This window comes from Streptomyces sp. NPDC050674, assembly GCF_040654575.1.
Taxonomy (GTDB): domain Bacteria; phylum Actinomycetota; class Actinomycetes; order Streptomycetales; family Streptomycetaceae; genus Streptomyces.
Genome location: NZ_JBFAIG010000009.1, coordinates 84474 through 110662 on the forward strand (window position 1 = coordinate 84474; position 26189 = coordinate 110662).

The window sequence follows — 26189 nt, forward strand, 5'->3', positions numbered from 1 at the left end:
CACCGTGCGCGGCCGTGACGCCCGGTCGGCCGGGTGTTGGCCCGCAGCACTTCCACCATGCGGTGGCGCCGGAACATCTCGGTGACGTCAGCCCGGTGCATCCCCCGGCGGGGATCGGCCACGAACAATGAGCCGAAGACGCACACCGACGCACTGACGATCAGCACCCAAACCGCAGCGTTACCCACAATTACTCCCGGACAGTCATGTGAAGGCACCGGGGCGCGACGCTCCCGTGACATCAGCACAACCCGTCCGAATATGCCAGGTCACGGGAGGACGGAGAAATGTGCAGGCAAGGCCTAACCTGATGACTAGCCTTCCATCCCATTGAGGCACCGGTCCGCTGCCCCTCCCGACGACACCCTCCGCCGGGATCACGCCCCGCACACCGTCGGCGTCAGAGCCAGCCGTTGCGGCGGAAGGCCCGGTACAGCAGCCCGGCCCCGACGGCCATGACGGCCAGCGCGCAGGGATAGCCGTAGCGCCAGTCCAGTTCGGGCATGTCGGCGAAGTTCATGCCGTAGATCCCGGCGACCAGGGTGGGGATGGCCAGGATGGCCGCCCACGCGCTGATGCGGCGCATGTCGTCGTTCTGCCAGGTGCTCACCTTCGCCAGATGGGCGTCCAGCACCGAGGCGAGCAAGTCGTCCAGGGCGCGTACTTCGGTGTCGGTGCGGTTGAGGTGGTCGGCGATGTCGCGGAAGTACGGCACGACCTCCCGCGGCCAGGCGTCCCGGGGCGAGGTGAAGTCGTGCACCACCGGAACCAGGGGCTGGACGGCGTCGCGGAACTCCACCACCTCCCGCTTGAGCGAGTAGATCTGCTCCGTCAGGTCGTCGCGGGCGGATGAGAAGACGCACCGCTCCAGATCGGTGAGGTCCGTGCGCACCTGGGCCGCGGCCCGGGCGTAGGCGTCGACGACCACATCGGTGACCGCGTGCAGGACGCTCACCGGTCCGAGCCCCGCCATCCGCGGGGCGGCCTGAAGCCGGCCGGCCGCCTCCACCGTCGGGTCGAGTGCGCCGTGCCGGACCGTGAGGGCGAAGGACGGCCCGACGAAGATCATCACCTCGCCCGTCTCCACGTCCGCGCTCTCCTCGACGAACCACAGTGTCTTCACCGCGACCGCCAGTACATCGCCGTAGCGCTCCTGTTTCGGTCGCTGGTGCGCATGGACGGCGTCCTCGATCGCCAGGGGATGCAGCTTCAGGTGGTCCCCCAGCCGCTGCACCTCATCCTGGTCGGGTTCGTCCAGCCGGATCCAGGCGAACTCGTCCGGCTCCAGCTCGGCCAGGCGGTCGAGGGTGACCTTGCATCCTTCGTCCTGCGGCCGGAACTCGAGCTGCTCGCACTCGCCCGTCCGCTCTCGGTAGATCGCGCATTCCATCCCTCTCGGATGCTTCCGCAGCCGCGTTCCATGCGCGCCCAGTACACCGATCCGCGAGCCTCGCGCCCCCTGCACCGTACGGTCACCGGACCTTCACACCCACCCGTTGCGAGCGGAGCCAGGAGGGGCACCCGGGTGAGACCGACCGGGAGGAACTGGGCCGTGATCATTGTCGCCGTGCTGCTGCTGCCGGCCATAGGTGTACTGCTGTACGTCATGGACCGTGTCGAGGACCACCTGTCGGCCGGCCCGTCGACGGCCCGCCACGCACGCAAACGTCATCTGCGGCTGGTCCACAACACCGGCCCCGCCGGAACCGGCCGCGGCCGGGCCCGGCATTCCGCGCGACGCGGTGAGGCGGCCTGAAGCAGCCCTCACCGTTGATTGAGCGAAGGCCCGCGGGTACTCGGCGGGTATGAAGCCGCATCTTCCCAGGCGGAGCGAGCACGACGGCAGCGACAAAGCACCGGAACGCGTGATTCCGCCGCCTGAGGAAGTGGGCCCCGGGCCCGCCGTGGAGCGGCGCGCACCGGACACGCCGACGAAGCTGCCGAGGACGGCGTGGACGGCGGTACTGAAGGGCAGCCTGCGTGAGTTCCAGGACGACGAGCTGACCGACCGGGCCGCCGCGCTGACCTACTACGGACTGTTGTCGCTGTTCCCGGCTCTGCTGGATCTGGTGTCGCTGCTCGGCCTCACGGGCAGGTCCACCACGGACGCGGTGCTGGACAACCTCAAGCAGTTCACACCCGGCTCCGCCCGCGACATCATCACCGCGGCCGTGACCCAGTTGCGCAGCAGCGCGGGCGTCGGGTCCGTCATGGCGCTCGTCGGCATGGTCCTGGCGGTGTGGTCCGCCTCCGGATACGTGGCCGCTTTCATCCGCGCCGCCAACCGTGTCTACGACATGCCGGAGGGCCGCCCGGTCTGGAAGGTCCTTCCCGTGCGGGTCGGGCTGACGATCGTGCTGATGGTGCTCGCCGTCGCCGACGCCCTGATCGTCGTCTTCACCGGCGCTCTGGCCCACCAGGCCGGCACGGCCCTCGGGATCGGCGACACGGCCCTGACGGTGTGGTCCATCGCCAAGTGGCCCGTCCTGGTGGTCCTGGTCACGCTCACGATCGCGCTGCTCTTCTGGGCCAGCCCGAACGCCAGGGTGAAGGGGTTCAGGTGGATCACGCCGGGCAGCTTCCTGGCCCTGGTGATCTGGATGATCGCGTCCGGCGCCTTCGCCCTCTACGTGGCCCACTTCGCCTCGTACAACAGGACGTACGGCACCATGGCCGGTGTCATCGTCTTCCTGATCTGGCTGTGGATCAGCAATCTGGCGATCCTGCTCGGCCTGGAGTTCGACGCGGAGATCGTCCGGCAGCGGGCGATCGCCGGCGGCCTGCGACCGGACAAGGAGCCCTACACCCAGCCACGCGACACCAGGACGTGGACGGAGAAGGACATGCGCCGACTGGACGAATCATGAGGGGGTTGTCGTGGTACGTCCGTACGTCCCGCCCGGGCGAGTTCCCCCACCACCGGCAGTCGCCGGGACGCCGCCCGCCTCGCTAGCGGTACAGCGGTGAGTGACCGACGAGGACGCTCTCAGGGCCGTCGGCCAGGCCGATGCGGGCCGTGATGCGCTTGCCCGCCGCCTCCCGGTCGACGGACAGGCCCTCGGTCACCGCCTTGACGATCTCCAGACCGTGGCCCCCGATCCGGCCGGGATCGGCGGCCCGAGCCGCGGGGAGTACGGGGTCGCTGTCCCTCACGACGACCTCCACCGCGCGGACGGTCAGACCGAACTCCACCAGCACGGGACCGTCGGCGTACTTGCAGGAGTTGGTCACCAGCTCGCTCACCACCAGCTGAGTGAGGTCCCTCGCGCGCGCCGGCACCCGCAGGCCGTAGTCGTCACCGGCCTGGTCGAGAAAGGCGACGGCGTGCTGGCGGGCGTCCGCGATACAGCCGTCGTCGCCTCCCAGGGCGATACCCACACGTGTCAGATGCCCCTCGGGCGCCGTACATCCGTCCCCGTCAACAGCACAACCCACTGGCCTCGCCCTCACTCCCCGTCTGGCGTGCCAGTACCCCTGGTTCCGCCATGCATGCCGTGGGCGCGGGAACGGGTGACGGCCTCAGAGGAACGTCCACCTCACGGCGACCCGTCCCGCGCTGAGGGGAGCGATCTTCTGGAACGCGGCCGGTGACAGGTCGAGATCGCCGTGACCACAGCCCGGACAGCTGTCGACGACGGTGACGTCCACCTGGCCGTCGGGACCGGTGACACGGAGCGTGCGGCCGCACAAGTCCCCGCTGTACTGCGCCATGTTGAGAGCCGCGACGAAGTCGGTGTTCTTGTGGATGGAGCCGCAGGCGCCGAGGCCGACGTCGTAGTACGTGGCCTGGCCGCTGTAGGTGTCCTGCGCCGAGACGGCCGGACGATCGTCCTCACGCGCCACGGCGTGTCCCGGGGCGACACCGCCCAGGAGGAGCGCCACCACACCCGCTACGACCCCGAGCAGCCTGACTGATCCGTGTTTCATGCCGGTACAGCTACCGGTCACGAGAGCGACGCGCCAAGATCGCTTACGCCGAACGAGGACGCGTCGGCACGCCAGGGTCGGTTCATGAGCCGGCAATGCGCTCGGCAGGGGGGTGGCGCCTCACGTAGGGTGCTCCGGTTGTCGGACCGGACGGAAAGGCGGGTCACGGCCATGGCGCCCCGGATCATGACGCGGGAGCGGTTGACGGGGGCGGCACGGGCCGCGCTCGGGGGTGGGCGGCGGCTGGAGTCGGTGGAGCGGCTCGCGGGTGGCAGCCGAAAGGGCGTGTACCGCCTGACGATGGACGACCTCACGACGGCTGTCGCCTACGTCTGGGAGGAGTCGGAGAACTACTGGCCGACGGCCGAGGCGGACGGCGACCTCACGGACGTGTTCTCGCCCGGTGTCGGACTCGACCTGTTCGAGGCTGCCCACCTGCGACTGGAGGCGTTGGGCCTGCGGGTTCCCGAGGTCTACCTGGTGGATCGGAACCGGACCCACCACCCGGCCGACCTCGCCGTCGTGGAGGACTTCCCCGGTGAGAACCTGATGACCCTGCTGCACCGCGACCCGCACGCGGCGGAGCCGACGATGGCACGTCTCGCGGAGGCCATGGCGGCGATGCGGGGCCACCGGGCGCCGTCGTTCGGCAAGGTCGCCCTGATCGACCGGGGCGGATCCTCGCGGGCGGAGTCGTGCGAGAACGCCGCTCACGACTTCGCCATGGCCTGCCTGGCGGAGGCGGCTTCGCGTGACCGGAGGATCGCGGACGCCCGCGATCGGCTCGAGGCGCTCCTGCGGGAACTGGCCGCAGCGGTACGGCCACGGGCCGCGTACTCGGTCGTCCACGGCGAGCTGGGACTCGACCACGTCCTGGTGGATCCGGACGGCAACCCCGTCCTGATCGACATCGAGGACCTCATGTACTTCGACGTCGAGTGGGAGCACGCCTTCCTCCGGCTGCGCCACGCGGAGGAGCACCATCGGCGGCTGGCTGTCGAGGGCCTCGACGAAGACCGGCTGGCGCTCTATACGCTCACCCAACGTCTGTCACTGACCGCGGGGCCACTCCGGCTGCTCGAAGGCGACTTCCCTGACCGCGACTTCATGCGGAGCATCGCCGAGCACCACTTGACCGCGGCTCTGGCGCTGGTCGCGGACGGCTAGGAGTGCTGTTCGGAGAGGTTGGTGACGGCGCGTAGTGGTGGGCAAGGCTGGTGGCGAGGTCGCGGAGATGAGCCCTGGCTTCGGTGGAGCCGTGCACAGTGATGGCGCTCCCGAACGGCAGTAATGCCCGCACGTCCTCCAGACGCAGGAAGCGGATCGTCACCCTGTGGCCGGTGGCGGCTGCCTCATGGTCGTCCCGGACGAGTCGCTGGCCAAAGGTCCGTCGCGCCCGCACGATCTGGGTCTGGTCGATGGTGGCGCTGACCTCTATGGCGTGGTGGTGTGCCCACTGATCAACGAGCGCCGCGGCGACGGTGGCCAGCGTGTGGTTCTCGCGGATCCGTCGTGGCTGGTCGACTTCTTTCCACGACGTGATCCGTTCGAGTCGGTACATCCGTGGCACCTGGGCACAGTCGGCGACGAGATACCAGATGCCGGCCTTGGCGAACAGCCCGTAGGGATCCACGAGCAGGTCGCCTGGGCATGACTCGCGTGGGCTGTCGTACTCGATCCGTAGCCGGCGGCCTCGCCGCACTGGGCCGATCAGCGAAGCCGGAGTCGTGCCGGAAGCTCGTGTCTGGAGCCAGGGGCGGCTGTCCACCTGCACTACGTCGGTGAGCGGCAGGAGCTCATGACCCCGACGTGACTGTGTGGCGACGATCTTGGAGAGTGCCCGCCGGCTTTCGACCGCTGCGTTCAGCTCCGCACGTTGCTTCTCGTCCAGCCCGGTGAGCGACAGGTGATCACGCTCGGCCGGCGTGAGTCGCGTGAGGTCGAGCCCGGACCCGGGCGGCATGGTCACGCCTCCGAGGCGGCCCCGTTGTGCGGTCACCGGCAGACCGGCGTCGCGCAGCCAGTTCAGGTCCCGGGTGATGGTTCGAAGGGACACCCCGAGCGCCGAGGCGAGTTCCTGTGTGGTCACTGCGTCCCTCGATTCGAGGAGCAGCATCAGGGAGAAGAAACGGTCTGGGGTCACACCCCAAGTTTTTCAGGAATGACGACACGATACGGCGCATATTCCGATCAGGCTGATGGCTGCGTACCTGCCACCTGTGAGAAGGAACAACCATGACCAGATCCGTCGTGTCCATCGTCTATGTCAACGACGCGCCCGCCGCAGCTGTCTTCTACGGCGGCCTCCTCGGCATGAGCCCCTCGTTCGAGACTCCGGGATACATCACCTTCGGCCTCGGGCCAGGCGCTGACCTCGCGCTGTGGTCCGGCCAGTTCGAGGATCTGTCACCGGACGTCCCGCGAACCAGTGAGGTTTGCCTGGCCATCGACGGTGGGCCCGACGAGGTCAACGCGATCTTCGAGCAGTGGCGGTCCAAGGACGTCACGATCCTGCACGAGCCCCATGATGCGGGGTTCGGGCTGACCTTCCTCGCGGCCGATCCCGACGGGAACCGTATCCGCGTCGCACCGCGGGGCTGAAAGGCCACAATGCGGCAGGCACGCACCGCAGGTGTCGCGCCTGCCGTCGCCGAACTTCGAGACGAAGAAGAACAAGGTCGAGCTGTGCTTCACCCCGGCCTACGAGTCCTGCGCCAACCCGATCGAAACCCGCTTCGGCCGGCTGCGGCAGTTCGCCCTGGCCAAGCTACGTCATCAACTCGATGTGCGGATGCTCGGGTTCCGCCGGGCAGACGAACAGGTGCTGCCGGTAGCCGCTGCCTATCTGGACACCGGTCGCGTTGTAGCCGCGGTGACCGGGGTACGGTCCGGCACCTGGGTGGGGGTGCGGAGACCAGCTGTTCCCGGCGTCGTCCCCTTCCTCGAACGTGGCGACGGTCATCAGGACCTCCATGCCGGTGCCGCACTCGGAGCAGGACTGCGGGCTGGGGTCGGTGGAGTTCCAAGCGGGCCAGCCGCCGACCTTCCAGCCGGGTGCGTTGGACAGTACACAGTCGTAGTACGTGTCCGGATCCATGTCTTCTTCTTCTGCCTGCGGCACATTCCACTGCTTGAGCTGCTCCCGCAGTTCTTCGCTCAGCTCCAGATGGTCGGGGTACTCGGTGATCTGCTCCGGTTCGAGCACGCACGGATCCGGTAGATAGCCGTCGAACTGCACTGCGGGCGGCTCGGGGGGCGTGTCGAGAATGTCGGTGACGGCGGCTGCTGAACGCCAGAAGAGCAGGGTCCTGGGCATGATCGGATGATCGAAGGGGCACCACAGAACCTGCAGCAGGTCCTTGCCCTCCGGCGGGCTCAGATTGGGCACGTCCCTTGCGTACAGCTGCGCGACGGGCAGCATCGCGATGGGGCCGTCGTACGCCTGGACCGCCAGCCTCACCGGATACGTCCGAGGGGGCCGGATCCGCTCGAGGGTCTCCCGTTCCTCCGGAGTCAGGTCCCGGCCGTGCGAGGCGGCGAAGATCCGTCGTTCCAGGCGCAGATCCGCCGGAGACCGGGCTGGGTTGATGCCATCCACCACATGCGGTTCCTCACAGTGCGGCCACGGCTCGTCGGCGGGCCACAGCAGCGGCCCGCCGATCGAGCTGTCGTGCCACGTCGGCGCCCCAGGGCGGGGGTGCAAGCGGGTCGCCGTGCGGGCCAGCGGAGCCAGTTGGGGAAAGACCGCGGCAACGTCGATCGGCCGTGGCGGAGTGACAGGAGTGACATTCATGGCCGCAATCTTGCCAATCGCCTCTGACAACGGCCCTCGTGGCCGCCCCACGAAGAGCTCCGGCACGGGCGCCACCCGGCAGAGCGCCGCCGCCGGTGAGGAGATGGTCCACCACGATCTCCATCGGCCGGCAGGCCGTGGCCGAACCCCTTGCGGACAATGGCTCCAGCTGGCTTGAGGTTCTCCGCGATGGTCCACGGGATTTGACAGTTACTCTCCGACCACAGCACCGGAGATGTGGAGCCGGGCGGCGGGCACGGGTGCACGCCGCGTCAGTAGATTGGTGGCCACCGACCCAGGAGACCCCCGTGCCCAGCCGCCCCAGCCTTCTGTTCGTGACCGATCTCGCCTACCAGGCGCGGGGGCGGCGCTACTGCGATGAGGACATCTTCCTGTCGTCGCGGCTGCGGAACGACTTCGACGTGGCTTTGTGCCATCCGCTCGATACCACCGCTCTCATGGACGCGTTCGACGCGGTCATGATCCGCAACAGCGGCCCCGTGCTCCACTACCAGGAGGCGTACGACGCCTTCCGGAGCCAGGCCGAGGCCCGCGGCACCAAGGTCTACAACCCTCTGTCCGGCCGGGCCGACATGGCCGGCAAGCAGTACTTGCTCGACCTGACGGCTGTCGGCCAGCCGGTGATTCCCACCGTCGACCGGCCCCAGAACCTCGGCTTGCTGCCCCAGTCCGACGCCTATGTGGTCAAGCCCCGAGCGGGCGCGGACTCCATCGGCCTCACCTTCGTGTCTCGTCGGCAACTGGACACACTCACCCGCGACGACGTCCTGATCCAGCCCCGGATCGACTTCCGTTACGAGGTGTCGTTCTACTTCGTCGACGACGCCTTCCAGTACGCCCTCCACGCCCCCGATCCCGATCGGCGCTGGGCCCTCGCGCCCTACCTGCCCACGGAGGCCGACCTCGACTTCGCCCGCCGTTTCATCGACTGGAACACCCTCGAGCACGGGATCCAGCGCGTCGACGCCTGCCGTACCCAGGACGGCGATCTCCTCCTGGTCGAGCTGGAAGACCTCAACCCGTACCTCTCCCTGGACCTCCTCGACGACCTGACCCGCGATGCCTTCGTCACCAACGTGAGGGACTCCCTCCGCCGGTTTCTGTGACGTGCTCCAGGTGGATGAGCCCTTCGATGGCGCCCAGGCGGGCCATCAGGGCGGGGTCCGGTGCCGGGGAAGTAGCGAGCAACAGCACCCGGGCCACTGGGTGTTCCGGAGCGTAGAGGTCGTCTTCGCCGTCGTCGCCGGGGATCCGGTTGGGCTGGATCTCGATCTGCCCGTGAGGACTCTTGGCGACGTGATAGACACCCCGGTAATCGCTGTCGCGCTCGGTGAAGACCAGCCCGAGGCAGTCACTGACGTCCCGGAGCAGCTCGCCGACGGTGTGGGTGGAGGTGCCGTAGGTGTGGTGGTCGGTCATGGTGCCGAACTCCGATATGCCGCGCCCCGGGTGGAGTTGTGGTCAGCGTGCCGTCGGTCTGCTGACGGCACGGAGGTGTGCGTGGTCGTCCCGCTCACCACTCGTCGTCGAACTCATGCTCGGGAAACGGCAACGGGTCCGTGACCCAGCCCGCCGCCAGCACGAGCCGCGTGTGACGATGCAGGGCGAGGAAGCCGAAGGGGCGGTCGAAGGCGGCGTTGATCCTTGTGGTGACGTATCGGAGGTCGGGCAGGCCCCCGGCGACCATGTCGAACGCCGTCACCGCGGCGGCCTCGAAACCCAGCGCGCCGAACTTCGCCATGGTGTTCTGCGCGGCCGACCCGATGGCGAGCGGGGAGTCGCTGATGCCGGGGAAGTGCCCGCGCGAGGCGTCCCGTGCCGTCGTGAGTCCGAACAACCGGTGCTGCTTCAGCAGATCGTGGCTCGCGTTCATGTCGTACGCCGCGGTCGTCACCACCAACGACGGTGGTCGGGGGCGCGTGGAGCGCACCTTCTCCACCCCCAGGCCGGGGCCCACATTCCCGTAGGGCAGCCGCGGTCCCGGCACGACCGCGTACCGGCCGGCGAGGATGCCGACCCCGGCTCCCAGCACGTGCCCCGGCTTCATGTCCTCCTCACCGAGCAGCAGGTGCACGTCCAGCGCGTTGTCGCCCAGCACCTTCAATTCGGTGACGTATCCGCCGGGTGTGTCCGCCACCCCGACCCGGTCCAGTACGGCACTGGAGCGCCACAGGCCCAGACGCGGCTTCGTCGCCCAGGGTTCGTACGCCGTCTCCAACCCCACCTCGTGGAACGGGCTCAGCCACTGCGTGCGCAGGGTCAACGCGCTCGCCAGCACCATCTCCGTGTCCTTGGTCAGCGCGACCGGTACACGGTCGATCAGACCTCCGGTCCGCTTCACCGCCCAGGCGTCCAGCGCTTGGCGGTCGGCCGCGAAGTCCCCGGTGAGCACTCCGTGGGCGTCGGCCGGCAGCCCCGCCTCCCACTCCTCCTTCAGCTCCAGAGTGCGCTTCGTCCACAGCCCCAATGCCGTTTGAAGTCCTCGCATGGCGCCCATGCCGGCGAGCAACTCACGTGCGGCGTACGACGCTTGGTCGGCGGGAAGTCCGAGCGCCTCCGCCAACTCGGCCCGCGCCGGGCCCACGGCCCCGTCGGCAAGGTGGGCCAGCAGCGGCCACACCCCCGCCGCCGAGAACACCGTGCCGTCCTCAGAGACACCCGCCCACCGTGCGGTCAGCCCGTTCACCGCACGGACCGTCGTCGTCGCGACGCGCATTCCACCCCCATCCCAGCACGCATGATGCGCCCGGCCGTACGTCGGTTGCGATGTCGCCGCCACCCGACCCGAAGGTACGGTACCTGCGCCCCCACCTCGGCCCTGGGCCCGGTACACACATCCGACTGGCTGAGGCGTGCGCTCCCCCGCCGTCTCATGGCTCAGGCTGCGTGCAGTGCCCGGTCAGAAGTCGGTGGCCAGGAGCTGGACCAGGCCGACCCACTCCTGGTCGACCTTGGTGTGGACTGCGCGAACCCTCCAGCGGCCGGCGGGCAGCGGGACCGGCGCCTCCGCCGGCATCCCTCCACCCGGATATTCGATGCCCAGGTCGGAGCCCGCTTCGGCGGAGTCCATGAGGACGGCCGGGCCCTCCGACACCCAGGTGCCGCACTCCTCCCACGGCGTGGCCGGGTCGGCGAGGACAGTTTCCGCCGCGGCCTTCAACGCGTCCTCGGAGCGGGCGGCAAGCCACCGCAGGAACACTCGGTGCCGGGGCAGATAGCAGGTGGTGGCCGGCTCGTCCGCCAGCACCAGTGCCTGCGCACCGCTGTGGCCGACGGTGATCACACCTGCCAGATCCTCCACCTCACAAGCCCGGTCGTAGTCGTCCGGAGCGGTGGCGTCTCCCGCCATGACCCCGCTCTCCGTGCACCCGTGCCATGCGGCCAGGGCGGAGACGGGGACGACGATCAACGGACCGCCCATCGACTCCACCCAGACAGAGGCGGTGTGGGGTTCCTTGGCTTCGGTGGATGCAGAGGCGCTCATGCCGCCAGCATCCCCTGACCCACTGACAACAGCCGTGGCGCTCATGGGCCAGGACAGCCTTGTCGACGGCAGATCACCGAGCCACGGCCGAGGGTCCGCATCACGCCATTTCTGAGGATATGCCGCTCACAACAGTGTGAGGAGCGCCACGATAGCCAGCGAACTCCCGTTCGCATCGGTCCGTTGGTCAACCGGTCAGAAGGAGCACTCGTGACTCAAGCCGTACCTCCCTTACCCGTGGTCGTCGAGAACCCCGTCGTCAAGTTCTCCAGCGCCCCCCAGCGTCCGCCCCTGCGGCACCTGGGCAAGCCCTCCCTGCGCACCTCGGTCTCCGGCACCCGGCGGCGCGCCCGCGGTGAGGCGCCCCGCGTGCTGCTCGTCGTCCCCTCCTACACACGGGTGGTGGAGCCCTCCCCCGAACGCAGCAGCTTCCGGGCGCTCGGCCTGGACACCTTCGAGGTCATGAAGCGCGCCGGCACTCCGATCGGGCTGCTGCGCATCGCGGCCAACGCCCGCCTCGCCGGCTTCGACGTCCGTATCGTCGACTCGCCCTTCGCCGGCTGGGAGCAGGAACGCCGGCTCGTCGACCTCGGCTCCGGCAGCGGCCTGGTCCGTTACGGCCTCGACGACTCCCAACTGCGCGCGATCATCGAGGATTTCGAACCGGACGTCGTCGGCGTCCAGTGCATCTACACGGTCCAGTGGGGCAACGCTCGTGCCCTGGCCGACCTGGTCAAGGACATCGACCCGGCGATCGTGACGGTCACGGGCGGCGCCCATCCCAGTGGGGACTGGCAGTACGCGGTACCGGACTCCCCCTTCGACCACGTCGTCATCAACGAGGCCGACCAGACCTTCACCGCGCTGCTTCAGGCGCTGACCGAGGAGGGCGGTGACATCGACGCGGTGCCCGGCGTCGCCTATCGGCGGGCCGACCTCGCCGTGGTGCGGACCACGGCCAAGTCGCCGTACATGCGCATCCTGCCGAAGCGGCAGGGGCTGGACCAGCGGCTGGGCATGATGCCGCTGCCCGACTTCGGGATGCTGGACATGCGCATGTACGAGCAGGCGTACCACTCGTCGGGGAAGCGGGTGCGTGAGCACGGCTCCTGGGCGCAGATCTTCTCGACCATCGGTTGCAACGTGGGCTGCGACTTCTGCTACATCCCGATGGTGAACGGCCCTTGGCGGGCGCTCGGCACCGACTGGTTCGACCTGCACCTCGCCGAGATCACCAAACAGGGTGTGACCGAGGTGCTCATCGAGGACGACCACCTGCTGCACGACCCGCTGTACGCGATGCGCGTCTTCGAACTGCTGCGCAAGCACGATCTTCCGTGGGTGGAGGAGGGCGGTCTGAGTCTGTTCAACCTCGTCCTCCTCCACCTGGGTGAGGAGTTCGCCAACGGCATGGACGACGCCGAGCGTCGCAACCCCAACTTCCGCAACATCCTTGCCGCGATGCGTTCCGGACTGACGTGCCGCGACCTCATCAGGGCCATGGCCGACGGCGGTTGCTACAGCGTCTACCTCGCCGTGGAGAGCGCCAACGAGGACAGCCTGGAGCAGTCCGGCAAGCCCCGGCTCAACGCCTTCCAGAAGGCCACCGGCGAGATCGTGGAGATGTTCACGGAGTACGGCATCCAGGTCACCGGCGGATTCATGCTCGGTTTCGTCAACCCGCCCGAACGGCCCGGCGGCGAGCCGTACATCGAGTCGCTGGAGCAGATCGAGAAGACCATCGACTACGCGGTCACGCTCATGGGTCACGGCATGGCATACGCCAACCCCTTCATCGTGACCCCGCTGCCGGGCACCAAGATGTGGGACTTCCAGAAGGACTACGTCGTACGGCACTACGACAACGGCTGGTCGCACGAGAAGGCGACCATGGCCACGGACAGGTGGAGCGCGGAGGACATCGAACGCATGCGGCTGGAGCTCCTGGTGCGGGCCAACGGCGCCGACAAGGTGACCGAAATGGTCCGCCGCGGGACTTGGCCCGTGGACGCCTGACGGGTCCGCGACGCCGTCGCGACCGGCTCAGCCTCGGCGGCGCGCCGCACGCAGCGCGTCCGCCGAGGCGAGCATGGCGCCACCGGTGATCAGTACGCAGGCGGCGGCGACGGGCCAGCTCGCGTCGGCCCGTCCCGTCGCGATCAGCAGGGCGGTGGACAGCAGCGGGGCGAAGTACGACAGGGTGCCCAGGAGTCGGATGTCTCCGTGCTTGGTGCCGTGGTCCCACAGGTAGAACGCGCCGCCGACCGGCCCGAGTCCAAGAGCGAGCACCGCGAGCCACTGGCCGGCGTCGGGACGGACCGTATCCTCGAACAGCAGATGGCAGACGGCTGCGAGCGCTGCGGTGGCCAGGCAGAAGAACGCCACCATGTCCGTCGGGACCTTCGGATACCGCCGGTTGGCCACCGAGTACGCCGACCACACCACCGCGCAGACGGCGGCTGCCGCGTACCCGGGCAGGTACTCCCCACGGAGCTGGACGCCGTGCCCGCCCGTGACCAGGAGGAAAGTGCCGCCGAGTCCGAGTACCGCGCCCGCCGCGTGCCACCAGCGCAGTCGTTCGCCCGGCAACAGTGCGGAGAACACGACGATCAGCAGCGGCCACAGATAGGCGATCAGGCCGGCGTCGACCGCGGGCGCGTTGCGCAGGGCCACGAAGTAGAAGAAGTGGTAGCCGAACAGGCCTCCGACGCCCAGGATCCAAGCCCCGCGCGGTACTGCGCGGACCAGCGCTGTGCCGCCGCGCAGCGCCCGGGGCAGCCCGAGGACGCCGCCCACCGCGAACGCCATCGCGGTGAGCTGGAACGGCGGAATGTTCCCGGTGAGGGTGGTGAAAAGGGCCAGCGACGCCCACAGCAGTACGGCTCCGGCGCCGACCGCGGTGGCCCTGAGCTGATGTGCCGGGTTCGGCGCGGGGTACTGCGCCCTGTCCGACGCCGCGGCGCCGGCTTGCGCGTCCCGAGCGTTCATGTGTCCTCCAGCCCATCGAGCCTGTCGCCGATGCATGACGGTCCGTCAACCTGTGACCGCACAGGGGCATCGTAGGGAGCCGCATCGCCTGGACCCGCGCTTTCCGGTCAGCGGACGGTCCGGAGCCGCCGTCGGCCAAGCCCCGCGCCGGTGAGCCCGGTGGCCACGAGTGGCAGGCGTATCGGCCTGGGAAAATGAGCGGCAGGGTTCCCCTGGTACGCGATAAGGTGCGCCGATGTCAGTGATCAGGAAGTTCCAAGTCACCTTTGACTGCGCGGAGCCTGAGCGTCTCGCTCGCTTCTGGTGCGAAGTGTTGGGGTACGTCGCACCGCCGCCGCCGGAGGGGTTCACCACCTGGGACGATTACAACAGCACCTTGCCTCCTGAGCAGCGCGACTCGTGGTTCGCCTGCAGTGACCCCTCAGGCGTGGGACCGCGCCTGTACTTCCAGCGCGTCCCCGAAGGCAAGGCCGTCAAGAATCGGGTGCATCTCGATGTCCGGGTCGGCACCGGGCTGGTCGGGGACGAGCGCCTCGCCGCGCTGGAGGCCGAGTGCGCACGGTTGGTGGCGCTGGGTGCCACCCATGTGCAGACCCTGTACGCCGATGAGGAAAACGAGTCGTGCATCCCGATGCTGGACATCGAGGGCAACGAGTTCTGCGTCGACTGATGCGCTTCGCGGAGCCGGGACGGGGGTCGCGACCGGAGCCGGGGAGGCGGGAAAGCGGGAAGCCACCGCCTCCCTCGCGTCTGTGTAGTGAGGTTACCGAGACAGGACGAGGGGCCCGGCATCAGCCGGGCCCCTCGTTCTCGCAGCGGGACAGGTTATGAACCTGCGGCCTCTGGGTCATGAGCCCAGCAGGCTACCGAGCTGCTTCGCCCCGCGGGCCGGGTAGCCACCGTGGGCAGCGGCTCACGCGGGGCGATACGCGTTTCCTTCGTCAGCCGCGGACGATGTTCTCGGCCTGCGGCCCCTTCTGGCCCTGGGTCACGTCGAAGGTGACCGGTTCGCCCTCGACCAGTTCCCGGTAGCCGTTGCCGGTGATGTTGGAGTAGTGAGCGAAGACGTCGGGGCCTCCGCCGTCCTGGGCGATGAAACCGAAGCCCTTTTCGGCGTTGAACCACTTAACGGTGCCGCTGGCCATGCTGCTTGTCCTTCGATATTGCCGAGGGGTCCCGGCTGGTCTATGGGTGGGCGCCGTTCGAGACCGGAAGGCACCCGCGAACCGTTCTACCCCCTCGGCCGCCGTTTATCCGACCTTTCCGCTTCGATCATGGGGGCGTGTCGACGACAGGGTCCGGCCCTGTCCTCATCACCACGACGATCAGGGCACAGACCAGGCCATAAGGCCTTGTGATCGACCTCCCCGCCGACGTCGGTGCGTCGTCGCCGGTCCTGCCCCATCCGCAACGTGCGTGTGGCTGCTGCCCGCCGTGGGGCAGCAGCCCGGGCCGCCCCGCGGGACGGCGTCTCGCGGCTTCAGGCGGTCGTGGTGAACCGTTCCCATACGCGGTGAGAGGAGATCAGTTCCTGGAGCTGCTCCAGTACCGAGGTACCGGTGTGGCCGACGACGACGCCGGGTCCGTCGGCGGGGATCCCGATCGCTTCCAGGGCCGCGTCGCCGCCCGCCCAGGCGCCGATCGCCTTGCCGTGGCGGTATGCCTCCGACAGCAGCAGGCTCACCCTCGGGTCGATCGTTCCCAGCGCACCGGCGGGCAGCGCCTTGGCGTCGCGGGAGCCGTGGGCGTCGCTGCCCGCGGCGGGCACCCCTGCCACCAGCAGTCCGTCGAACTCGATGGACCGGGCGGTCAGGAAGGTCCGCTGGACCGTGACCGCGTCGTCGCCCGTGCCGAGTTTGCCGCCGGTGGGGGCGATGACCAACGGCACCATGCCCGCGCCGATCACCGCCTCGCGCACCGCCCGCACGCCGTCCAGATCCCCGTCCGGGCCGGTGACGATGCCGATGAGGCGGCCGTCCGTGGGCCAGGCCTGCCCGACCTGGGACAGCGCCGGGCTCGGTTCGACGTCGGCGAGCGGGACGGTCGGTTCGGGCGCCGGCAGGCCCAAGCCCTCGGCGACGCGTGCGCACAACTCGCCGTCGATGTTGGCCAGTACCTGAAGGGCCCGCTCCTTGATGGCCTGTTCGTAGCACTTTCCGAGCTCGAAGGTGTAGGCGGAGATGATGTGTTCCCGCTCCACCGGGCTCATGCTCAGCCAGAACCGGCGCGGCTGGCTGAAGTGGTCCGAGAACGACTCGGGCGCCTCACGGACCTTCCTCGCCTCGGGCACCCGCACCGGCGTCTCGATGTACGCCCCGGTGTCCGCACCGGCCAGGAACGGGCAGCCGCCGTCGAGCGAGTTGGGTTGGTACGGTGCGACGCCCCGGTGGACGGCGTCCTGGTGGAAGCCGTCCCGCTGCATGTCGTCGACCGGTGAGTGCGGCCGGTTGATGGGGATCTGCGAGAAGTTCGGACCGGCCAGCCGGGTGATCTGGGTGTCCAGGTAGGAGAACAGCCGCCCGGCGAGGAGCGGGTCGTCGGTGATGTCGATGCCGGGCACGAGGTGACCGACGTGGAAGGCGACCTGCTCGGTCTCGGCGAAGTAGTTCGAGGGGTTCCGGTTCAGTGTCAGCAGGCCGATCGGCTGGACGGGGGCGAGCTCCTCGGGGACGAGGTTGGTCGCGTCGAGCAGGTCGATGCCTTCGAAGGTCTGCTCGGGGGTGTCGGGGAAGGTCTGGATGCCCAGCTCCCACTCCGGGTAGGCGCCCACCTCGATGGCGTCGGCGAGGTCACGGCGGTGGAAGTCGGGGTCGACGCCTCCCGCGATCTGCGCCTCCTCCCACACCAGGGAGTGCACACCGAGCTTGGGCTTCCAGTGGAACTTCACCAGCGTGGTGGAACCGTCGGCGGCCACCAGGCGGAAGGTGTGGACGCCGAAGCCCTCCATCATCCGGTACGAGCGCGGGATGCCCCGGTCGGACATGTTCCACAAGGTGTGGTGAGCGGCCTCGGTGTGCAGCGTGACGAAGTCCCAGAAGGTGTCGTGCGCGCTCTGGGCCTGGGGAATCTCCCGGTCCGGGTGCGGTTTCCCGGCATGGATGATGTCCGGGAACTTGATGGCGTCCTGGATGAAGAAGACCGGGATGTTGTTGCCGACCAGGTCGAAGACGCCCTCTTCGGTGTAGAACTTGGTCGCGAACCCGCGGGTGTCCCGCACGGTGTCGGAGGAGCCTCGGGAGCCCAGCACGGTGGAGAAGCGCACGAACACCGGCGTCTCGGCGCCCGGGGCCAGGAACGCCGCCTTCGTCACGGCGGCCGCGGTGCCGTAGCTCTTGAAGACGCCGTGCGCCGCCGCGCCGCGTGCGTGGACGACCCGCTCCGGGATGCGCTCGTGGTCGAAGTGCATGATCTTCTCGCGCAGGTGGTGGTCCTGAAGCAGCACCGGTCCGCGCAGGCCCGCCTTGAGCGAGTGGTCGGTGTCGTACAGCCGTGTGCCCTGGGCATCGGTGAGGTAGGCACCCGATTGGGCCATGTGTGCCTGGGACGCGCCGGTGGCCTGCCCCGTGGGTGACATCGTGTCCGGACCGCTCTGGTCGGGCTTCGGCGGCAGGGGCTCGCGCGGTTCCGTCGGTTCCGCGACACCGGGGGATTCCGGGGCCGGCTTGCCTGGAATTCCTTCCTCCGGTCCCGTGCCGGTGCTCTGGATGGCTTCGGTGACCTTGTCCGCCGCCCGCTTGAGGGGATTGGGCTGGCTCATCGTTATCGTCCTCCGCGTTCGACCGGCCACGGCCAGGGCGGCCATGTCATGGGGGTGCCATGAGATCCGGCGCCGGGTACCCGACTGTTCCGTACTCATCACTGGTCAGGCTTGTCGGACACGATCACCGCCAAGATCGCGCGTGGTCGCGCCCTCGCCCGCCGTGCCATGTCTGCGCACAGCAGGCCTGGCGCATCAGTCGCGTGCCCGAAGTTCCTCGCGCATGGTGCGCAGGCGTCGGTGCTGAAGGTTGCCGTAGAGGACGAGCCAGGTCAGGAAGGCCGCCGCGAACACGCTCATGCCGAGGGTCTGGCGCAGGCCTGTGGTGAGGGCCATGAGGACCACGATGGCGGACCACATGACGGCGAGCCCGACCTGGGCCGCGACGCGGTGGCGGGTGCGGTGCAGACGGTGATCGACCAGTTCCCGCATGGCCTCGCGGGCGTGCGGCTGGTCGGGCACCTCGCCCCGGCGCAGCATCCGGTCCAGGGACACCAGGTCGTCCACCGAGCCACCGGTGGCACGCTTCTCCTTCCTGCGCACGGCCAGCAGCACCGCGACACCGGTGAGAGCCGCGCCGCCGATGCGGGGGAGGGCCTCGACGAGCGAGCGCTCCGGGTACAGCAGCGGGACCACCACGCACGCGGCGAGGAGGGACAGCAGGAGCTGGAGCCACAGGTGTTTGCCGAGATAGGAATTCATGCGTTCCATGAGCGGCTCCTGGCCTACATCCGGGTGCGGCGGCGGTTGACCACGACCCGCATGGCCAGTGCGACGGCCAGCAGCGTCCAGGCTCCGACGCAGTACCCCCACGCCGTCACCCCGCGTACGACGCCGACGGAGGCCCAGACGGCCCACAGGGCGACGAGGACCCACAGTGAGGTCCAGGCGATATCGGCGATACGGCCGGGTAATTGGGCGCGCTGTCTGGTCCCGGGTTCGAGCCTCCCCAGTCCCTGTCGCTGCGGAGTGTTGTGTGAGGTCATCGCTCTTTCCTCCGGGATGTGAGAGTGCACCTCTGGGACATTTCGATTTCCCCGGGGGTGATGCGGCATGCCGCCACAGGCGTGCCCATATACGGAAGATGAGGCTCCGTAGCGCGGGCCCGGCATGCTGCCCCCATGCCCCTGAACACGACCCCTCCGCTCCCCCGCCGCACCCTGATGCGCGCGCTGGGCTCCGGCGCGGTGCTCGGCGGACTCGCCGGGTGTGGTGTCCCGGCCGCGTATGTACGGCCCGGTGACCGCGCCGCCGCCGACCTGTCCTCCACCGAACGGAGGCTGAACTGGGCGAACTGGCCGCTGTACATCGACACCGATGACGATCGCCCCTCGCGGCGGCCCACTCTGGAGGCCTTCCAGGAGCGCACGGGGATCTCGGTCGAGTACGTCGAGGAGATCAACGACAACGACGAGTTCTTCGGCAAGATCAGCCCTGCGCTGATGAACCATCAGCCCACCGGCCGCGATCTGATCGTCCTCAGTGACTGGATGAGCGCGCGGTTCGTCCGGCTCGGCTGGGTGCAGGAGATGGATCGAGCCCGGCAGCCGAACGTGACCCGGTACCTCGACCCGCAGTTGCGGTCGCCCGCGTTCGACCCCGGCCGCACCCGCACGGTGCCGTGGCAGTCCGGCATCACCGGCATCGCGTACAACCGGCGCAGGACCGGCCGGGAGATACGGCAGGTCTCGGATCTGTGGGCGAGCGACCTGAAGGGCCGGATCACTCTGTTGTCCGGTCTGGACGAGGCGTTCGCACTGCTGATGCGGGGCAACGGCGTCGACATCACCCGGTGGACGGCCGACGACTTCCACACCGTCTGCGACCAGGTGGAGGTGCAGGTGAAGAAGGGACAGATCCGGCGCTTCACGGGCAACGACTACATCAAGGACCTGTCCAGTGGTGACGTCCTGGCCTGCCAGGCGTATTCGGGGGATGTGATCCAGCTCCAGGCCGACGACCCGGACATCCAGTTCGTCGTACCCGAGGAGGGCGCCGAGCTGTGGGCCGAGTCGCTGATGATTCCCAACCTCGCCCGCCACAAGACCAATGCGGAGCGGCTCATCGACTACTACTACGATCCCGAGGTCGCCGCCGAGCTGGCCGCCTGGGTCAACTACGTCTGCCCGGTGCCGGCCGCCCGGGACGTGCTGGCCTCCGCGGGGGACGAGGAGAGCGCCGCCCTCGCCGAGAATCCGTTGATTTTGCCCGACACGGAGCTGCGCGGCCGGCTCGCCATCGCACGGGACATCACCTCGCACGAGCGTGGGGAGTTCGGCAAGCGGTGGAATCAGATCGCGGGACTGTGAGGGTGGGCGGGAGCGGGCCGGGGAGGGCGCGGTTGTTGTCAGCGCCGGGGACACGGCGCGTGTGAGCAGCCCGGGTGCGGCCGTCGGGTGCCGTCTGCTCCTCTCTCTGAAACGCCTCCCCGGCCGTACTTCGTCCTTCATGGGCTCACGGATCGCGTGTCGCCAGTGCCTGCGACCCGCCGGAGTCCTGTTGCCCCTCAGCGGCGGGGCGCGGGTACCGGGTCCTGGTAGGAGCGGCGGCGGGCCGCGCCGGGGCGGCAGCGCAGCAGGCGCGCCAGGATCAGCCGGCCGCCGCGGAGGGCGCCATGGTGGTGAAGTGCCTGTACGGCGTACGTGGAGCAGCTCGGGGTGTACGGGCAACAGGGTGGCCGGGTCGGGCTGACCGCGACGCGGTAATGCCGCACGGACCGGTACATCGCGATGGCCAACCGGCCGCGTGGCGGGGGCGCGGCCGGGTCGGCTCCATGACCGGTGCTCAGCGAGGGGCGCAGCAGCGCGAGCCACAAGGCGGCCGCCTGTGACCACACGCCACCGCAGCAGCACGGGTGGGTCAGCGTGTCGAGCGTGGCGGCGCAGCAGCCCTCATCCTCGCTGTCCTCGTTCGTCTTCCGGCGCTGACCGTTCCGCGTCACTGCTCACCCTGCTTCCTCGCGATGAGGAAGGATCATACAAATCAGAGAGTTCTGTCACGCCCGGCTGTCCCTCTGTCCCCCAGCGACGGCAGGCATCTCGGTGAGCAGTCCGCCGCAGAAGGGCGATCACATCCGGGGACGCGATATGAGACCGACAGGGAACCGACCACTCGGCCTTACACGTCAGCGCAATGAATGCCGAGGGGAAGGTGCGTATGAAGAAGCGGGGCGTGCTCCTGTGCGGCGGCGTGCTCGTCGTGGCCGGGATCGCCGTCACAGTGTGGTGGAACTGGTTGCGGTCCCCCTATGCCCTGGCCGATGCGCCCAAGGTGGACGTGACGGTGCGCGCGGAGAAGTCCGTGTATCCGGACGTCCGGGAGACGGCTGACGACGTCGACACCCTCGTCCGCGTCTATGTACAGCGGCTCGCAGCGGGCGATGCCCGGGGTCTCACCGAGCTCGCCGGGCCCGCCTACGAGCAGCCTGGACCGACCGCGGCCAAGCTTGTGCGCGACTACCGTGAAGCAGCGGCCGGGCACGTCGAGGTCACCGTGCTGGAGGGGCCCGTCGACTACTTCAACCGGGCGACGGTGGTGTACGAGGAGACCGGTCAGCGGCAGACACTGCTGTTCGTCAAGGACGGCGGACACTGGTGGCTCGGTCTGGGAGACGGCGATCCGGCGGCGGGACGGGAGCAATAGTCAAGAGTTGCGGGTGAGCTGATGTCAGCTGTCGCTGCGGTGGTTGAGGCTGGTCCTGGCGGTGTTGCGGATCCGTTTGGTGCGGCCGGCTTCGGCGAGGATCTCGACGGCTTCGGTGTTCGTCCCGGCGGCCGTCTTGAGCTGGAGCCAGTTGGATGACGCGAGCAGGTCGTCCGGCTGCCAGGGCAGCTTGAGCGTGATGGCGCGGAAGAGCGACCACTCCCGCAGTCGCTGGACCAGGAAGGGGCGGTCAATCGTGGCCTGGGACATCGTCTGCGCCCACCCCTCGTAGGAGGGACCGAGGCAGAGGCTGGCGGCTCGACGTGGGAGTGGGATGTGCGGTGCCGCTCGCCGGATGGCAGGGGGGCGCCGGAACCGCCTGAGTACGCGTACTCAGGCACCCCGAGCTGTCCGCCCCTGCCCCCACCGCCCGAACGCCGCCACACTGGCCGCCTTGATCCCGTACGAAGAGGTTTCGATGAACCGTCCGCTCACCCTGCGTTCCGCCGTCGCCGATGACATGACCTGGATCCATGAACTGCGCCACCGTGTCTACGCCGAGGAGCTGGGCCAGCACCTGCCCAATGCGCAGGGGCGGCTGGCCGACGGGCTGGACGGCGACAACGTCTACCTGGTCGCCGCGCGGGGTGCGGACCGTGTCGGGTTCGTGAGTGTGACGCCTCCGTGGGTGGGCCGGTACGGGCTGGACAAGTACCTGACCCGGGAGCAGCTTCCGCTCCTGGACGAGGCCGACGTCTTCGAGGTGCGGCTGCTCACCGTCGCGCCCGAGGCGCGGTCCGGCGCCGCGGGTGCGTTGTTGATGTACGCGGCGCTGCGCTGGATCGCGTCCCGGGGCGGGCGGCGGGTGGTGGCGATGGGCCGCTCCGACCTGGTCGGCATGTACCGGGCGGCGGGCCTGCGTCCCGTGGGCAGTACCGTCCGCAGCGGAGCGGTCGACTTCGAAGTGCTGACCGGGGAGGTGGCGGAGCTGTCGCGAGGGGTGGCGGGGCGGCATGCTTCGACTCTCGCCCGGCTGGCGGCCGGTGTGGACTGGCGGCTGGACGCGTCGTTCGCTCCCCGGCCGGACGGTTGCGAGCACGGCGGGGCCTCGTTCACCGCGATCGGCGCGGACTTCCGCACGCTGGATCGACGTCATGAGGTCGTCGCGGCCGATGTGCTCGACGCCTGGTTCCCGCCGGCCCCCGGGGCCCGGGCCGTGCTCGCCGAGGATGCCGGGTGGGTCGCTCGCACCTCACCCCCGACCGGTGCGGAGGGGTTGCTCGCCGAACTGGCCGCCGTCCGCGGCCTGCCCCCGGAGACGCTCGCGGTCGGCGCCGGCTCCTCCGACCTGATCTTCCGGGCCTTCGGGCGGTGGCTGACGTCGGCGAGCCGGGTCCTGCTGATGGACCCCGGATACGGTGAGTACGCCCATGTCACGGAGCGGGTGATCGGCTGCCGCGTGGACCGGTTCCGGCTGCGGCGCGAGGAGGGCTGGCGCATCGATCCGGCCCGGTTGTCGGCGGTCGTCGCCGACGGGGCCTACGACCTCGTGGTGGTGGTCAACCCGAACAACCCGACGGGCCGCCACGCACCGGCCGCCGAGCTGCGCGCGGCCATCACCGCCGCCCCGGTCCGCACCCGGTGGTGGATCGACGAGGCATACCTCGGCTACGTCGATCCCGCCGAGTCACTCGTCCCGTTCGCCGCGCGGGACCCGCGCGTGGTGGTCTGCACCTCGATGTCGAAGACGTACGCACTCTCCGGAGTGCGGGCCGCGTACCTGGTGGCCGCGCCGGACACGGCGGCGGAGCTGCGCCGATGGACGCCGCCGTGGGCCCTCGGACTGCCGGCCCAACTCGCGGCGGTGGCGGCACTGCGCGACCCGGTTTACTACACCGGCACGCTGCGGCGCACGCACGAGCTGCGCCGCCGGCTCGCCACCGACCTGGCGGCCGTGGACACCTCGGTCGCGATCGAGGAGTCGGTGGCCAACTTCCTGACGCTCACCCTGCCGCCGGGCGGGCCGAGCGCCGCGTCGCTGGTCGCGGAGTGCCGACGCCACGGCGTGTACCTGCGGGACCTGTCACCGCTTTCGACGTCGTACGAGGGCCGGACCGTGCGCGTGGCCGTCCGGGCCCCCGACGAGAACGCGCGCATCGTGGGCGCCTACCGGGCCGCACTGGCTGAACTGCGCGCGGATTCCGTCGCGTTGGCGGGCCTGGGGGTGGCACGGTGACCTCGGTGGCCGGGCTGGCGCCGTGGCTGGGCGGCGCGCTGCTGCTGAGCGGCGTCGTGGCGGGAGCGGCACGGCGGCGGGAGATCATGGTCCGCTGGTGTGCGTGGGCGGTGGGCGTGCCGGTGGTGACCGCCGCGTTCTGGTGGGGGCGGCCGGGAATCGCCGTGCTCGCCCTCGTCGTCGCGGTGGTCGTGGTACTGGAGTTCGGTGCGATGACCCGGCTGCCTCGCATCGATCGGGCGGTGCTGGCCGCCGCCGTGACCGGGTTGGTCGTGGCCGCCGCGTGGATGCCGGAGCAGGTGTGGCGGGTGGGTGCCGTCGGGGCCCTCGTCCTGGCCGCCGTGGCGATGACGGCGGGCCGTGCCGAGGACGGCCTGGGGCGGCTCGCCACCGGTCTGCTCGGCTTGGTGTGGCTGGGTGTGCTGGCCGTGCTGGCGCCGCTGGGGACGCTGGGCCTGGCGCTGTTCGCCGCGGTGTCGATCGCCGACGTGGTGGCCTACGTGGCGGGCCGGCGGCTGGGCGGGCCCCGGTTGTCGCGTCTGTCCCCGGCCAAGCGGTGGAGCGGGACGCTGTGCGGTGCCGCGGCCGGCCTCGCCGTGCTCGCTCTGCTCTCGGCGTGGAGCTGGCCGGCGGCGGTCGCGGTGGCGGTGGGCGGACCGGCAGGCGACCTGCTCGAGTCGCTCGTCAAACGCGGCGCCAAGGTCAAGGACTCGGGCCAGTGGCTGGCGGGAGCCGGGGGGCTGCTCGACCGTGTCGACTCCCTGATGGGGGCCTTGGCGGTGTTCGTCGTGCTGCGATGAGCGCCCGGCGGACGACGGTGAGCTGTCCGGCCGCCGCCCTGGAGCCGAGCTCAGCCGCCGCGTCGTACCCGGGCCGCCTTGCGGGCCTCCGCGAGCTTGCGGGCCTCGCCGGTCTTGCGGGACGGCCTGCCGCCGGAGCCGCTCTTCGCGTCCTTGGTGCTGCCCAGACCGCGGAACGGGGCGTTGTGGTTCTTGGGGCGCGATGCGGCCGGCTCGCCGTCGAGGGGCTTGCCGGAGGGGGCCCTGGCGCCGGTGATCCGGCTGAGTTCCGCCTCGCCGGAGCGCACGGTGGTGACCTTGCAGGCCACATCGGCGTCCGCCATGACCTGGCTCGTCTCGCGGCGCTGTCCCGACAGGGCGAGGGTCACGACGGTGCCGGAGCCGCCGGCCCGGGCGGTGCGGCCCGCGCGGTGCAGATAGTCCTTGGGGTCGGTGGCCGGGTCGACGTTGACCACGAGGTCGAGGTCGTCGACGTGCAGGCCGCGTGCGGCGACGTTCGTCGCCACGAGCGCGGTGACCTGCCCGTCCTTGAACTGGGCCAGCGTGCGGGTGCGCTGCGGCTGGGACTTGCCGCTGTGCAGGGCGGCCGCGGCCACCCCGTTGGCCCGCAGATGCCGCGTGAGGAGGTCCACGCCGTGCTTGGTGTCCAGGAACAGCAGGACGCGGCCGTCCCGGGCGGCGATCTCCGTGGTGACGGCGTACCGGTCCGGACCGTGCACGACGAAGACGTGGTGGTCGATCGCGGAGACCGCGTTGGACGAGGGGTCCACGGAGTGGACGGCGGGGTCGCGCAGGTACCGCCGCACCAGCTGGTCGACGTCGTGATCGAGGGTGGCGGAGAACAGCATCCGCTGCCCGTCGGAACGCACCTGGTCCAAGATCTCGCTGACCTGGGGCAGGAACCCCAGGTCGCACATCTGGTCGGCCTCGTCCAGGACCGTGATGCGCACCCGTCCCAGGCGGCAGCCCTTGCGCTCGATGATGTCGTGCAGCCGGCCAGGGGTGGCGACGACGATCTCGGCGCCGTCCCGCAGAGCGGCGATCTGCCGTCCGATGGACATGCCGCCCACCACGGTCGCGAGCCTCAGCCGCAGCGTCTCGGCGTACGGGGTGAGCGCCTCACCGACCTGTTGCGCCAGCTCCCGCGTCGGCACCAGGACGAGCGCCAGCGGTTCCTTGGGCTGCGCGCGCCGTCCGGCCGTCCGGACGAGCAGGCCCAGGCCGAAGGCGAGCGTCTTGCCGGATCCGGTGCGGCCCCGGCCCAGGACGTCCCGTCCGGCGAGCGCGTCGGGCAGCGCCGCCGACTGGATGGGGAAGGGGACCGTGACACCGCGTTCGTCCAGCGTCCGCAGCACCGCGGCCGGCAGACCCAGCTGCGCGAAGGACGTCACCACGGGCTGCGCCGAAGCGGCTCCCGACGCCCCGGACGCCGCATCGCACGGCCGGGCATCGCCACGTACTGAGTCGCTCACAGAAGGCCTTCCTCCGAGGGAACCGTACCGAGGAAGGCGCGGCGGGGACGCGGCCACGGCCCGGGACTC

General features: G+C 69.8%; 26 protein-coding genes and 1 tRNA gene. 11 read left to right on the forward strand and 16 right to left on the reverse strand.

Features of this window, described 5'->3' with window-relative positions; translation table 11 throughout:
- Positions 1–400 precede the first annotated feature (400 nt).
- Entirely contained in the window at positions 401–1390 is a 990-nt protein-coding gene (locus tag AB0I06_RS16850; protein ID WP_363119557.1) for a magnesium and cobalt transport protein CorA, read from the reverse strand.
- A gap of 162 nt (positions 1391–1552) precedes the next feature.
- On the opposite strand from AB0I06_RS16850, the gene AB0I06_RS16855 reads away from it, so the two are divergent.
- Together AB0I06_RS16855 and AB0I06_RS16860 are read left to right on the forward strand one after the other, a co-directional pair.
- On the forward strand, positions 1553–1756 hold the full coding sequence (locus AB0I06_RS16855) for a hypothetical protein (protein ID WP_363119558.1): 204 nt from the start codon (positions 1553–1555) through the stop codon (positions 1754–1756).
- Between the two features lie 49 nt (positions 1757–1805).
- Positions 1806–2867: a YihY/virulence factor BrkB family protein gene (locus AB0I06_RS16860; protein ID WP_363119559.1), complete on the forward strand. Its 1062-nt coding sequence runs from the start codon at positions 1806–1808 to the stop codon at positions 2865–2867.
- An 82-nt stretch (positions 2868–2949) separates the two neighbouring features.
- Here the strand turns inward: AB0I06_RS16860 and AB0I06_RS16865 are convergent, their stop codons facing one another.
- Both AB0I06_RS16865 and AB0I06_RS16870 read right to left on the reverse strand, forming a co-directional pair.
- Positions 2950–3378: an ATP-binding protein gene (locus tag AB0I06_RS16865; protein WP_363119560.1), complete on the reverse strand. Its 429-nt coding sequence runs from the start codon at positions 3376–3378 to the stop codon at positions 2950–2952.
- Between the two features lie 141 nt (positions 3379–3519).
- Positions 3520–3927, reverse strand: a complete 408-nt coding sequence (locus tag AB0I06_RS16870) for an RlpA-like double-psi beta-barrel domain-containing protein (protein WP_363119561.1) — start codon at positions 3925–3927, stop codon at positions 3520–3522.
- 186 nt (positions 3928–4113) lie between these two features.
- Here AB0I06_RS16870 and AB0I06_RS16875 point away from each other — a divergent pair, with 186 nt between their 5' ends.
- Positions 4114–5094, forward strand: coding sequence for a phosphotransferase (locus AB0I06_RS16875; RefSeq protein WP_363119745.1), 981 nt, complete (start codon positions 4114–4116; stop codon positions 5092–5094).
- On the opposite strand, the gene AB0I06_RS16880 is transcribed toward AB0I06_RS16875, so the two are convergent.
- On the reverse strand, positions 5033–6070 hold the full coding sequence (locus tag AB0I06_RS16880; protein ID WP_363119562.1) for a WYL domain-containing protein: 1038 nt from the start codon (positions 6068–6070) through the stop codon (positions 5033–5035). The two genes, AB0I06_RS16875 and AB0I06_RS16880, sit on opposite strands and share 62 nt — an antisense overlap.
- Before the next feature lie 92 nt (positions 6071–6162).
- Between AB0I06_RS16880 and AB0I06_RS16885 the strand changes: the two genes are divergently transcribed.
- Positions 6163–6528, forward strand: coding sequence for a VOC family protein (locus tag AB0I06_RS16885; RefSeq protein ID WP_363119563.1), 366 nt, complete (start codon positions 6163–6165; stop codon positions 6526–6528).
- A gap of 166 nt (positions 6529–6694) precedes the next feature.
- On the opposite strand, the gene AB0I06_RS16890 is transcribed toward AB0I06_RS16885, so the two are convergent.
- The gene (locus AB0I06_RS16890) at positions 6695–7720 is read right to left on the reverse strand and encodes a hypothetical protein (protein WP_363119746.1); all 1026 of its coding nucleotides are present in this window, start codon (positions 7718–7720) and stop codon (positions 6695–6697) included.
- A gap of 308 nt (positions 7721–8028) precedes the next feature.
- Here AB0I06_RS16890 and AB0I06_RS16895 point away from each other — a divergent pair, with 308 nt between their 5' ends.
- Positions 8029–8847, forward strand: coding sequence for a hypothetical protein (locus tag AB0I06_RS16895; RefSeq protein ID WP_363119564.1), 819 nt, complete (start codon positions 8029–8031; stop codon positions 8845–8847).
- Here AB0I06_RS16895 and AB0I06_RS16900 read toward each other — a convergent pair.
- The 3 genes from AB0I06_RS16900 to AB0I06_RS16910 form a co-directional block, all read right to left on the reverse strand.
- On the reverse strand, positions 8810–9160 hold the full coding sequence (locus AB0I06_RS16900) for a hypothetical protein (RefSeq protein WP_363119565.1): 351 nt from the start codon (positions 9158–9160) through the stop codon (positions 8810–8812). The genes AB0I06_RS16895 and AB0I06_RS16900 overlap by 38 nt on opposite strands.
- Before the next feature lie 94 nt (positions 9161–9254).
- Entirely contained in the window at positions 9255–10457 is a 1203-nt protein-coding gene (locus AB0I06_RS16905; RefSeq protein WP_363119566.1) for a serpin family protein, read from the reverse strand.
- A 183-nt stretch (positions 10458–10640) separates the two neighbouring features.
- A complete protein-coding gene (locus AB0I06_RS16910) occupies positions 10641–11225 on the reverse strand; it encodes an Imm21 family immunity protein (RefSeq protein ID WP_363119567.1) in 585 nt (194 codons plus the stop codon).
- 210 nt (positions 11226–11435) lie between these two features.
- On the opposite strand from AB0I06_RS16910, the gene AB0I06_RS16915 reads away from it, so the two are divergent.
- Positions 11436–13241, forward strand: a complete 1806-nt coding sequence (locus AB0I06_RS16915; RefSeq protein WP_363119568.1) for a radical SAM protein — start codon at positions 11436–11438, stop codon at positions 13239–13241.
- A 27-nt stretch (positions 13242–13268) separates the two neighbouring features.
- On the opposite strand, the gene AB0I06_RS16920 is transcribed toward AB0I06_RS16915, so the two are convergent.
- Complete coding sequence (locus AB0I06_RS16920; RefSeq protein WP_363119569.1) at positions 13269–14213, reverse strand: EamA family transporter; 945 nt, start codon at positions 14211–14213, stop codon at positions 13269–13271.
- Positions 14214–14448: 235 nt separating this feature from the next.
- Here AB0I06_RS16920 and AB0I06_RS16925 point away from each other — a divergent pair, with 235 nt between their 5' ends.
- On the forward strand, positions 14449–14883 hold the full coding sequence (locus AB0I06_RS16925) for a VOC family protein (RefSeq protein ID WP_363119570.1): 435 nt from the start codon (positions 14449–14451) through the stop codon (positions 14881–14883).
- Between the two features lie 143 nt (positions 14884–15026).
- Here AB0I06_RS16925 and AB0I06_RS16930 read toward each other — a convergent pair.
- From AB0I06_RS16930 to AB0I06_RS16945, 4 genes are all read right to left on the reverse strand, one after another.
- Positions 15027–15099: transfer RNA gene (locus AB0I06_RS16930), tRNA-Met, on the reverse strand.
- 55 nt (positions 15100–15154) lie between these two features.
- A complete protein-coding gene (locus tag AB0I06_RS16935; RefSeq protein WP_030850640.1) occupies positions 15155–15358 on the reverse strand; it encodes a cold-shock protein in 204 nt (67 codons plus the stop codon).
- A gap of 335 nt (positions 15359–15693) precedes the next feature.
- On the reverse strand, positions 15694–17970 hold the full coding sequence (locus tag AB0I06_RS16940) for a catalase (RefSeq protein ID WP_363119571.1): 2277 nt from the start codon (positions 17968–17970) through the stop codon (positions 15694–15696).
- Positions 17971–18165: 195 nt separating this feature from the next.
- A complete protein-coding gene (locus tag AB0I06_RS16945; protein WP_363119572.1) occupies positions 18166–18681 on the reverse strand; it encodes a hypothetical protein in 516 nt (171 codons plus the stop codon).
- A gap of 410 nt (positions 18682–19091) precedes the next feature.
- On the opposite strand from AB0I06_RS16945, the gene AB0I06_RS16950 reads away from it, so the two are divergent.
- On the forward strand, positions 19092–20279 hold the full coding sequence (locus AB0I06_RS16950; protein ID WP_363119573.1) for a spermidine/putrescine ABC transporter substrate-binding protein: 1188 nt from the start codon (positions 19092–19094) through the stop codon (positions 20277–20279).
- A gap of 197 nt (positions 20280–20476) precedes the next feature.
- On the opposite strand, the gene yidD is transcribed toward AB0I06_RS16950, so the two are convergent.
- Positions 20477–20911, reverse strand: coding sequence for a membrane protein insertion efficiency factor YidD (gene yidD, locus AB0I06_RS16955; RefSeq protein ID WP_363119574.1), 435 nt, complete (start codon positions 20909–20911; stop codon positions 20477–20479).
- Positions 20912–21126: 215 nt separating this feature from the next.
- Here yidD and AB0I06_RS16960 point away from each other — a divergent pair, with 215 nt between their 5' ends.
- Positions 21127–21612 (forward strand): hypothetical protein, encoded by a 486-nt coding sequence (locus AB0I06_RS16960; RefSeq protein ID WP_363119576.1) that lies wholly within the window; start codon positions 21127–21129, stop codon positions 21610–21612.
- A gap of 24 nt (positions 21613–21636) precedes the next feature.
- Here AB0I06_RS16960 and AB0I06_RS16965 read toward each other — a convergent pair whose 3' ends face one another.
- On the reverse strand, positions 21637–21882 hold the full coding sequence (locus AB0I06_RS16965; RefSeq protein WP_363119577.1) for a hypothetical protein: 246 nt from the start codon (positions 21880–21882) through the stop codon (positions 21637–21639).
- Between the two features lie 208 nt (positions 21883–22090).
- Between AB0I06_RS16965 and AB0I06_RS16970 the strand changes: the two genes are divergently transcribed.
- On the forward strand, positions 22091–23848 hold the full coding sequence (locus AB0I06_RS16970) for a histidinol-phosphate transaminase (RefSeq protein ID WP_363119578.1): 1758 nt from the start codon (positions 22091–22093) through the stop codon (positions 23846–23848).
- A complete protein-coding gene (locus AB0I06_RS16975; RefSeq protein ID WP_363119579.1) occupies positions 23845–24648 on the forward strand; it encodes a phosphatidate cytidylyltransferase in 804 nt (267 codons plus the stop codon). The genes AB0I06_RS16970 and AB0I06_RS16975 overlap by 4 nt, the downstream gene beginning before the upstream one ends.
- A gap of 50 nt (positions 24649–24698) precedes the next feature.
- Here the strand turns inward: AB0I06_RS16975 and AB0I06_RS16980 are convergent, their stop codons facing one another.
- Positions 24699–26042, reverse strand: coding sequence for a DEAD/DEAH box helicase (locus tag AB0I06_RS16980; protein ID WP_363119747.1), 1344 nt, complete (start codon positions 26040–26042; stop codon positions 24699–24701).
- Positions 26043–26189 lie beyond the last annotated feature (147 nt).

Bases quoted from the DNA above. Each gene is read 5' to 3' on its own strand.
- AB0I06_RS16850 (WP_363119557.1), bottom strand. From the start codon at position 1,390: ATGGAATGCGCGATCTACCGAGAGCGGACGGGCGAGTGCGAGCAGCTC.
- AB0I06_RS16860 (WP_363119559.1), top strand. From the start codon at position 1,806: ATGAAGCCGCATCTTCCCAGGCGGAGCGAGCACGACGGCAGCGACAAA.
- AB0I06_RS16870 (WP_363119561.1), bottom strand. From the start codon at position 3,927: ATGAAACACGGATCAGTCAGGCTGCTCGGGGTCGTAGCGGGTGTGGTG.
- AB0I06_RS16875 (WP_363119745.1), top strand. From the start codon at position 4,114: ATGACGCGGGAGCGGTTGACGGGGGCGGCACGGGCCGCGCTCGGGGGT.
- AB0I06_RS16885 (WP_363119563.1), top strand. From the start codon at position 6,163: ATGACCAGATCCGTCGTGTCCATCGTCTATGTCAACGACGCGCCCGCC.
- AB0I06_RS16890 (WP_363119746.1), bottom strand. From the start codon at position 7,720: ATGAATGTCACTCCTGTCACTCCGCCACGGCCGATCGACGTTGCCGCG.
- AB0I06_RS16900 (WP_363119565.1), bottom strand. From the start codon at position 9,160: ATGACCGACCACCACACCTACGGCACCTCCACCCACACCGTCGGCGAG.
- AB0I06_RS16905 (WP_363119566.1), bottom strand. From the start codon at position 10,457: ATGCGCGTCGCGACGACGACGGTCCGTGCGGTGAACGGGCTGACCGCA.
- AB0I06_RS16910 (WP_363119567.1), bottom strand. From the start codon at position 11,225: ATGAGCGCCTCTGCATCCACCGAAGCCAAGGAACCCCACACCGCCTCT.
- AB0I06_RS16920 (WP_363119569.1), bottom strand. From the start codon at position 14,213: ATGAACGCTCGGGACGCGCAAGCCGGCGCCGCGGCGTCGGACAGGGCG.
- AB0I06_RS16925 (WP_363119570.1), top strand. From the start codon at position 14,449: ATGTCAGTGATCAGGAAGTTCCAAGTCACCTTTGACTGCGCGGAGCCT.
- AB0I06_RS16935 (WP_030850640.1), bottom strand. From the start codon at position 15,358: ATGGCCAGCGGCACCGTTAAGTGGTTCAACGCCGAAAAGGGCTTCGGT.
- AB0I06_RS16940 (WP_363119571.1), bottom strand. From the start codon at position 17,970: ATGAGCCAGCCCAATCCCCTCAAGCGGGCGGCGGACAAGGTCACCGAA.
- AB0I06_RS16945 (WP_363119572.1), bottom strand. From the start codon at position 18,681: ATGGAACGCATGAATTCCTATCTCGGCAAACACCTGTGGCTCCAGCTC.
- AB0I06_RS16950 (WP_363119573.1), top strand. From the start codon at position 19,092: ATGCCCCTGAACACGACCCCTCCGCTCCCCCGCCGCACCCTGATGCGC.
- AB0I06_RS16960 (WP_363119576.1), top strand. From the start codon at position 21,127: ATGAAGAAGCGGGGCGTGCTCCTGTGCGGCGGCGTGCTCGTCGTGGCC.
- AB0I06_RS16965 (WP_363119577.1), bottom strand. From the start codon at position 21,882: ATGTCCCAGGCCACGATTGACCGCCCCTTCCTGGTCCAGCGACTGCGG.
- AB0I06_RS16970 (WP_363119578.1), top strand. From the start codon at position 22,091: ATGAACCGTCCGCTCACCCTGCGTTCCGCCGTCGCCGATGACATGACC.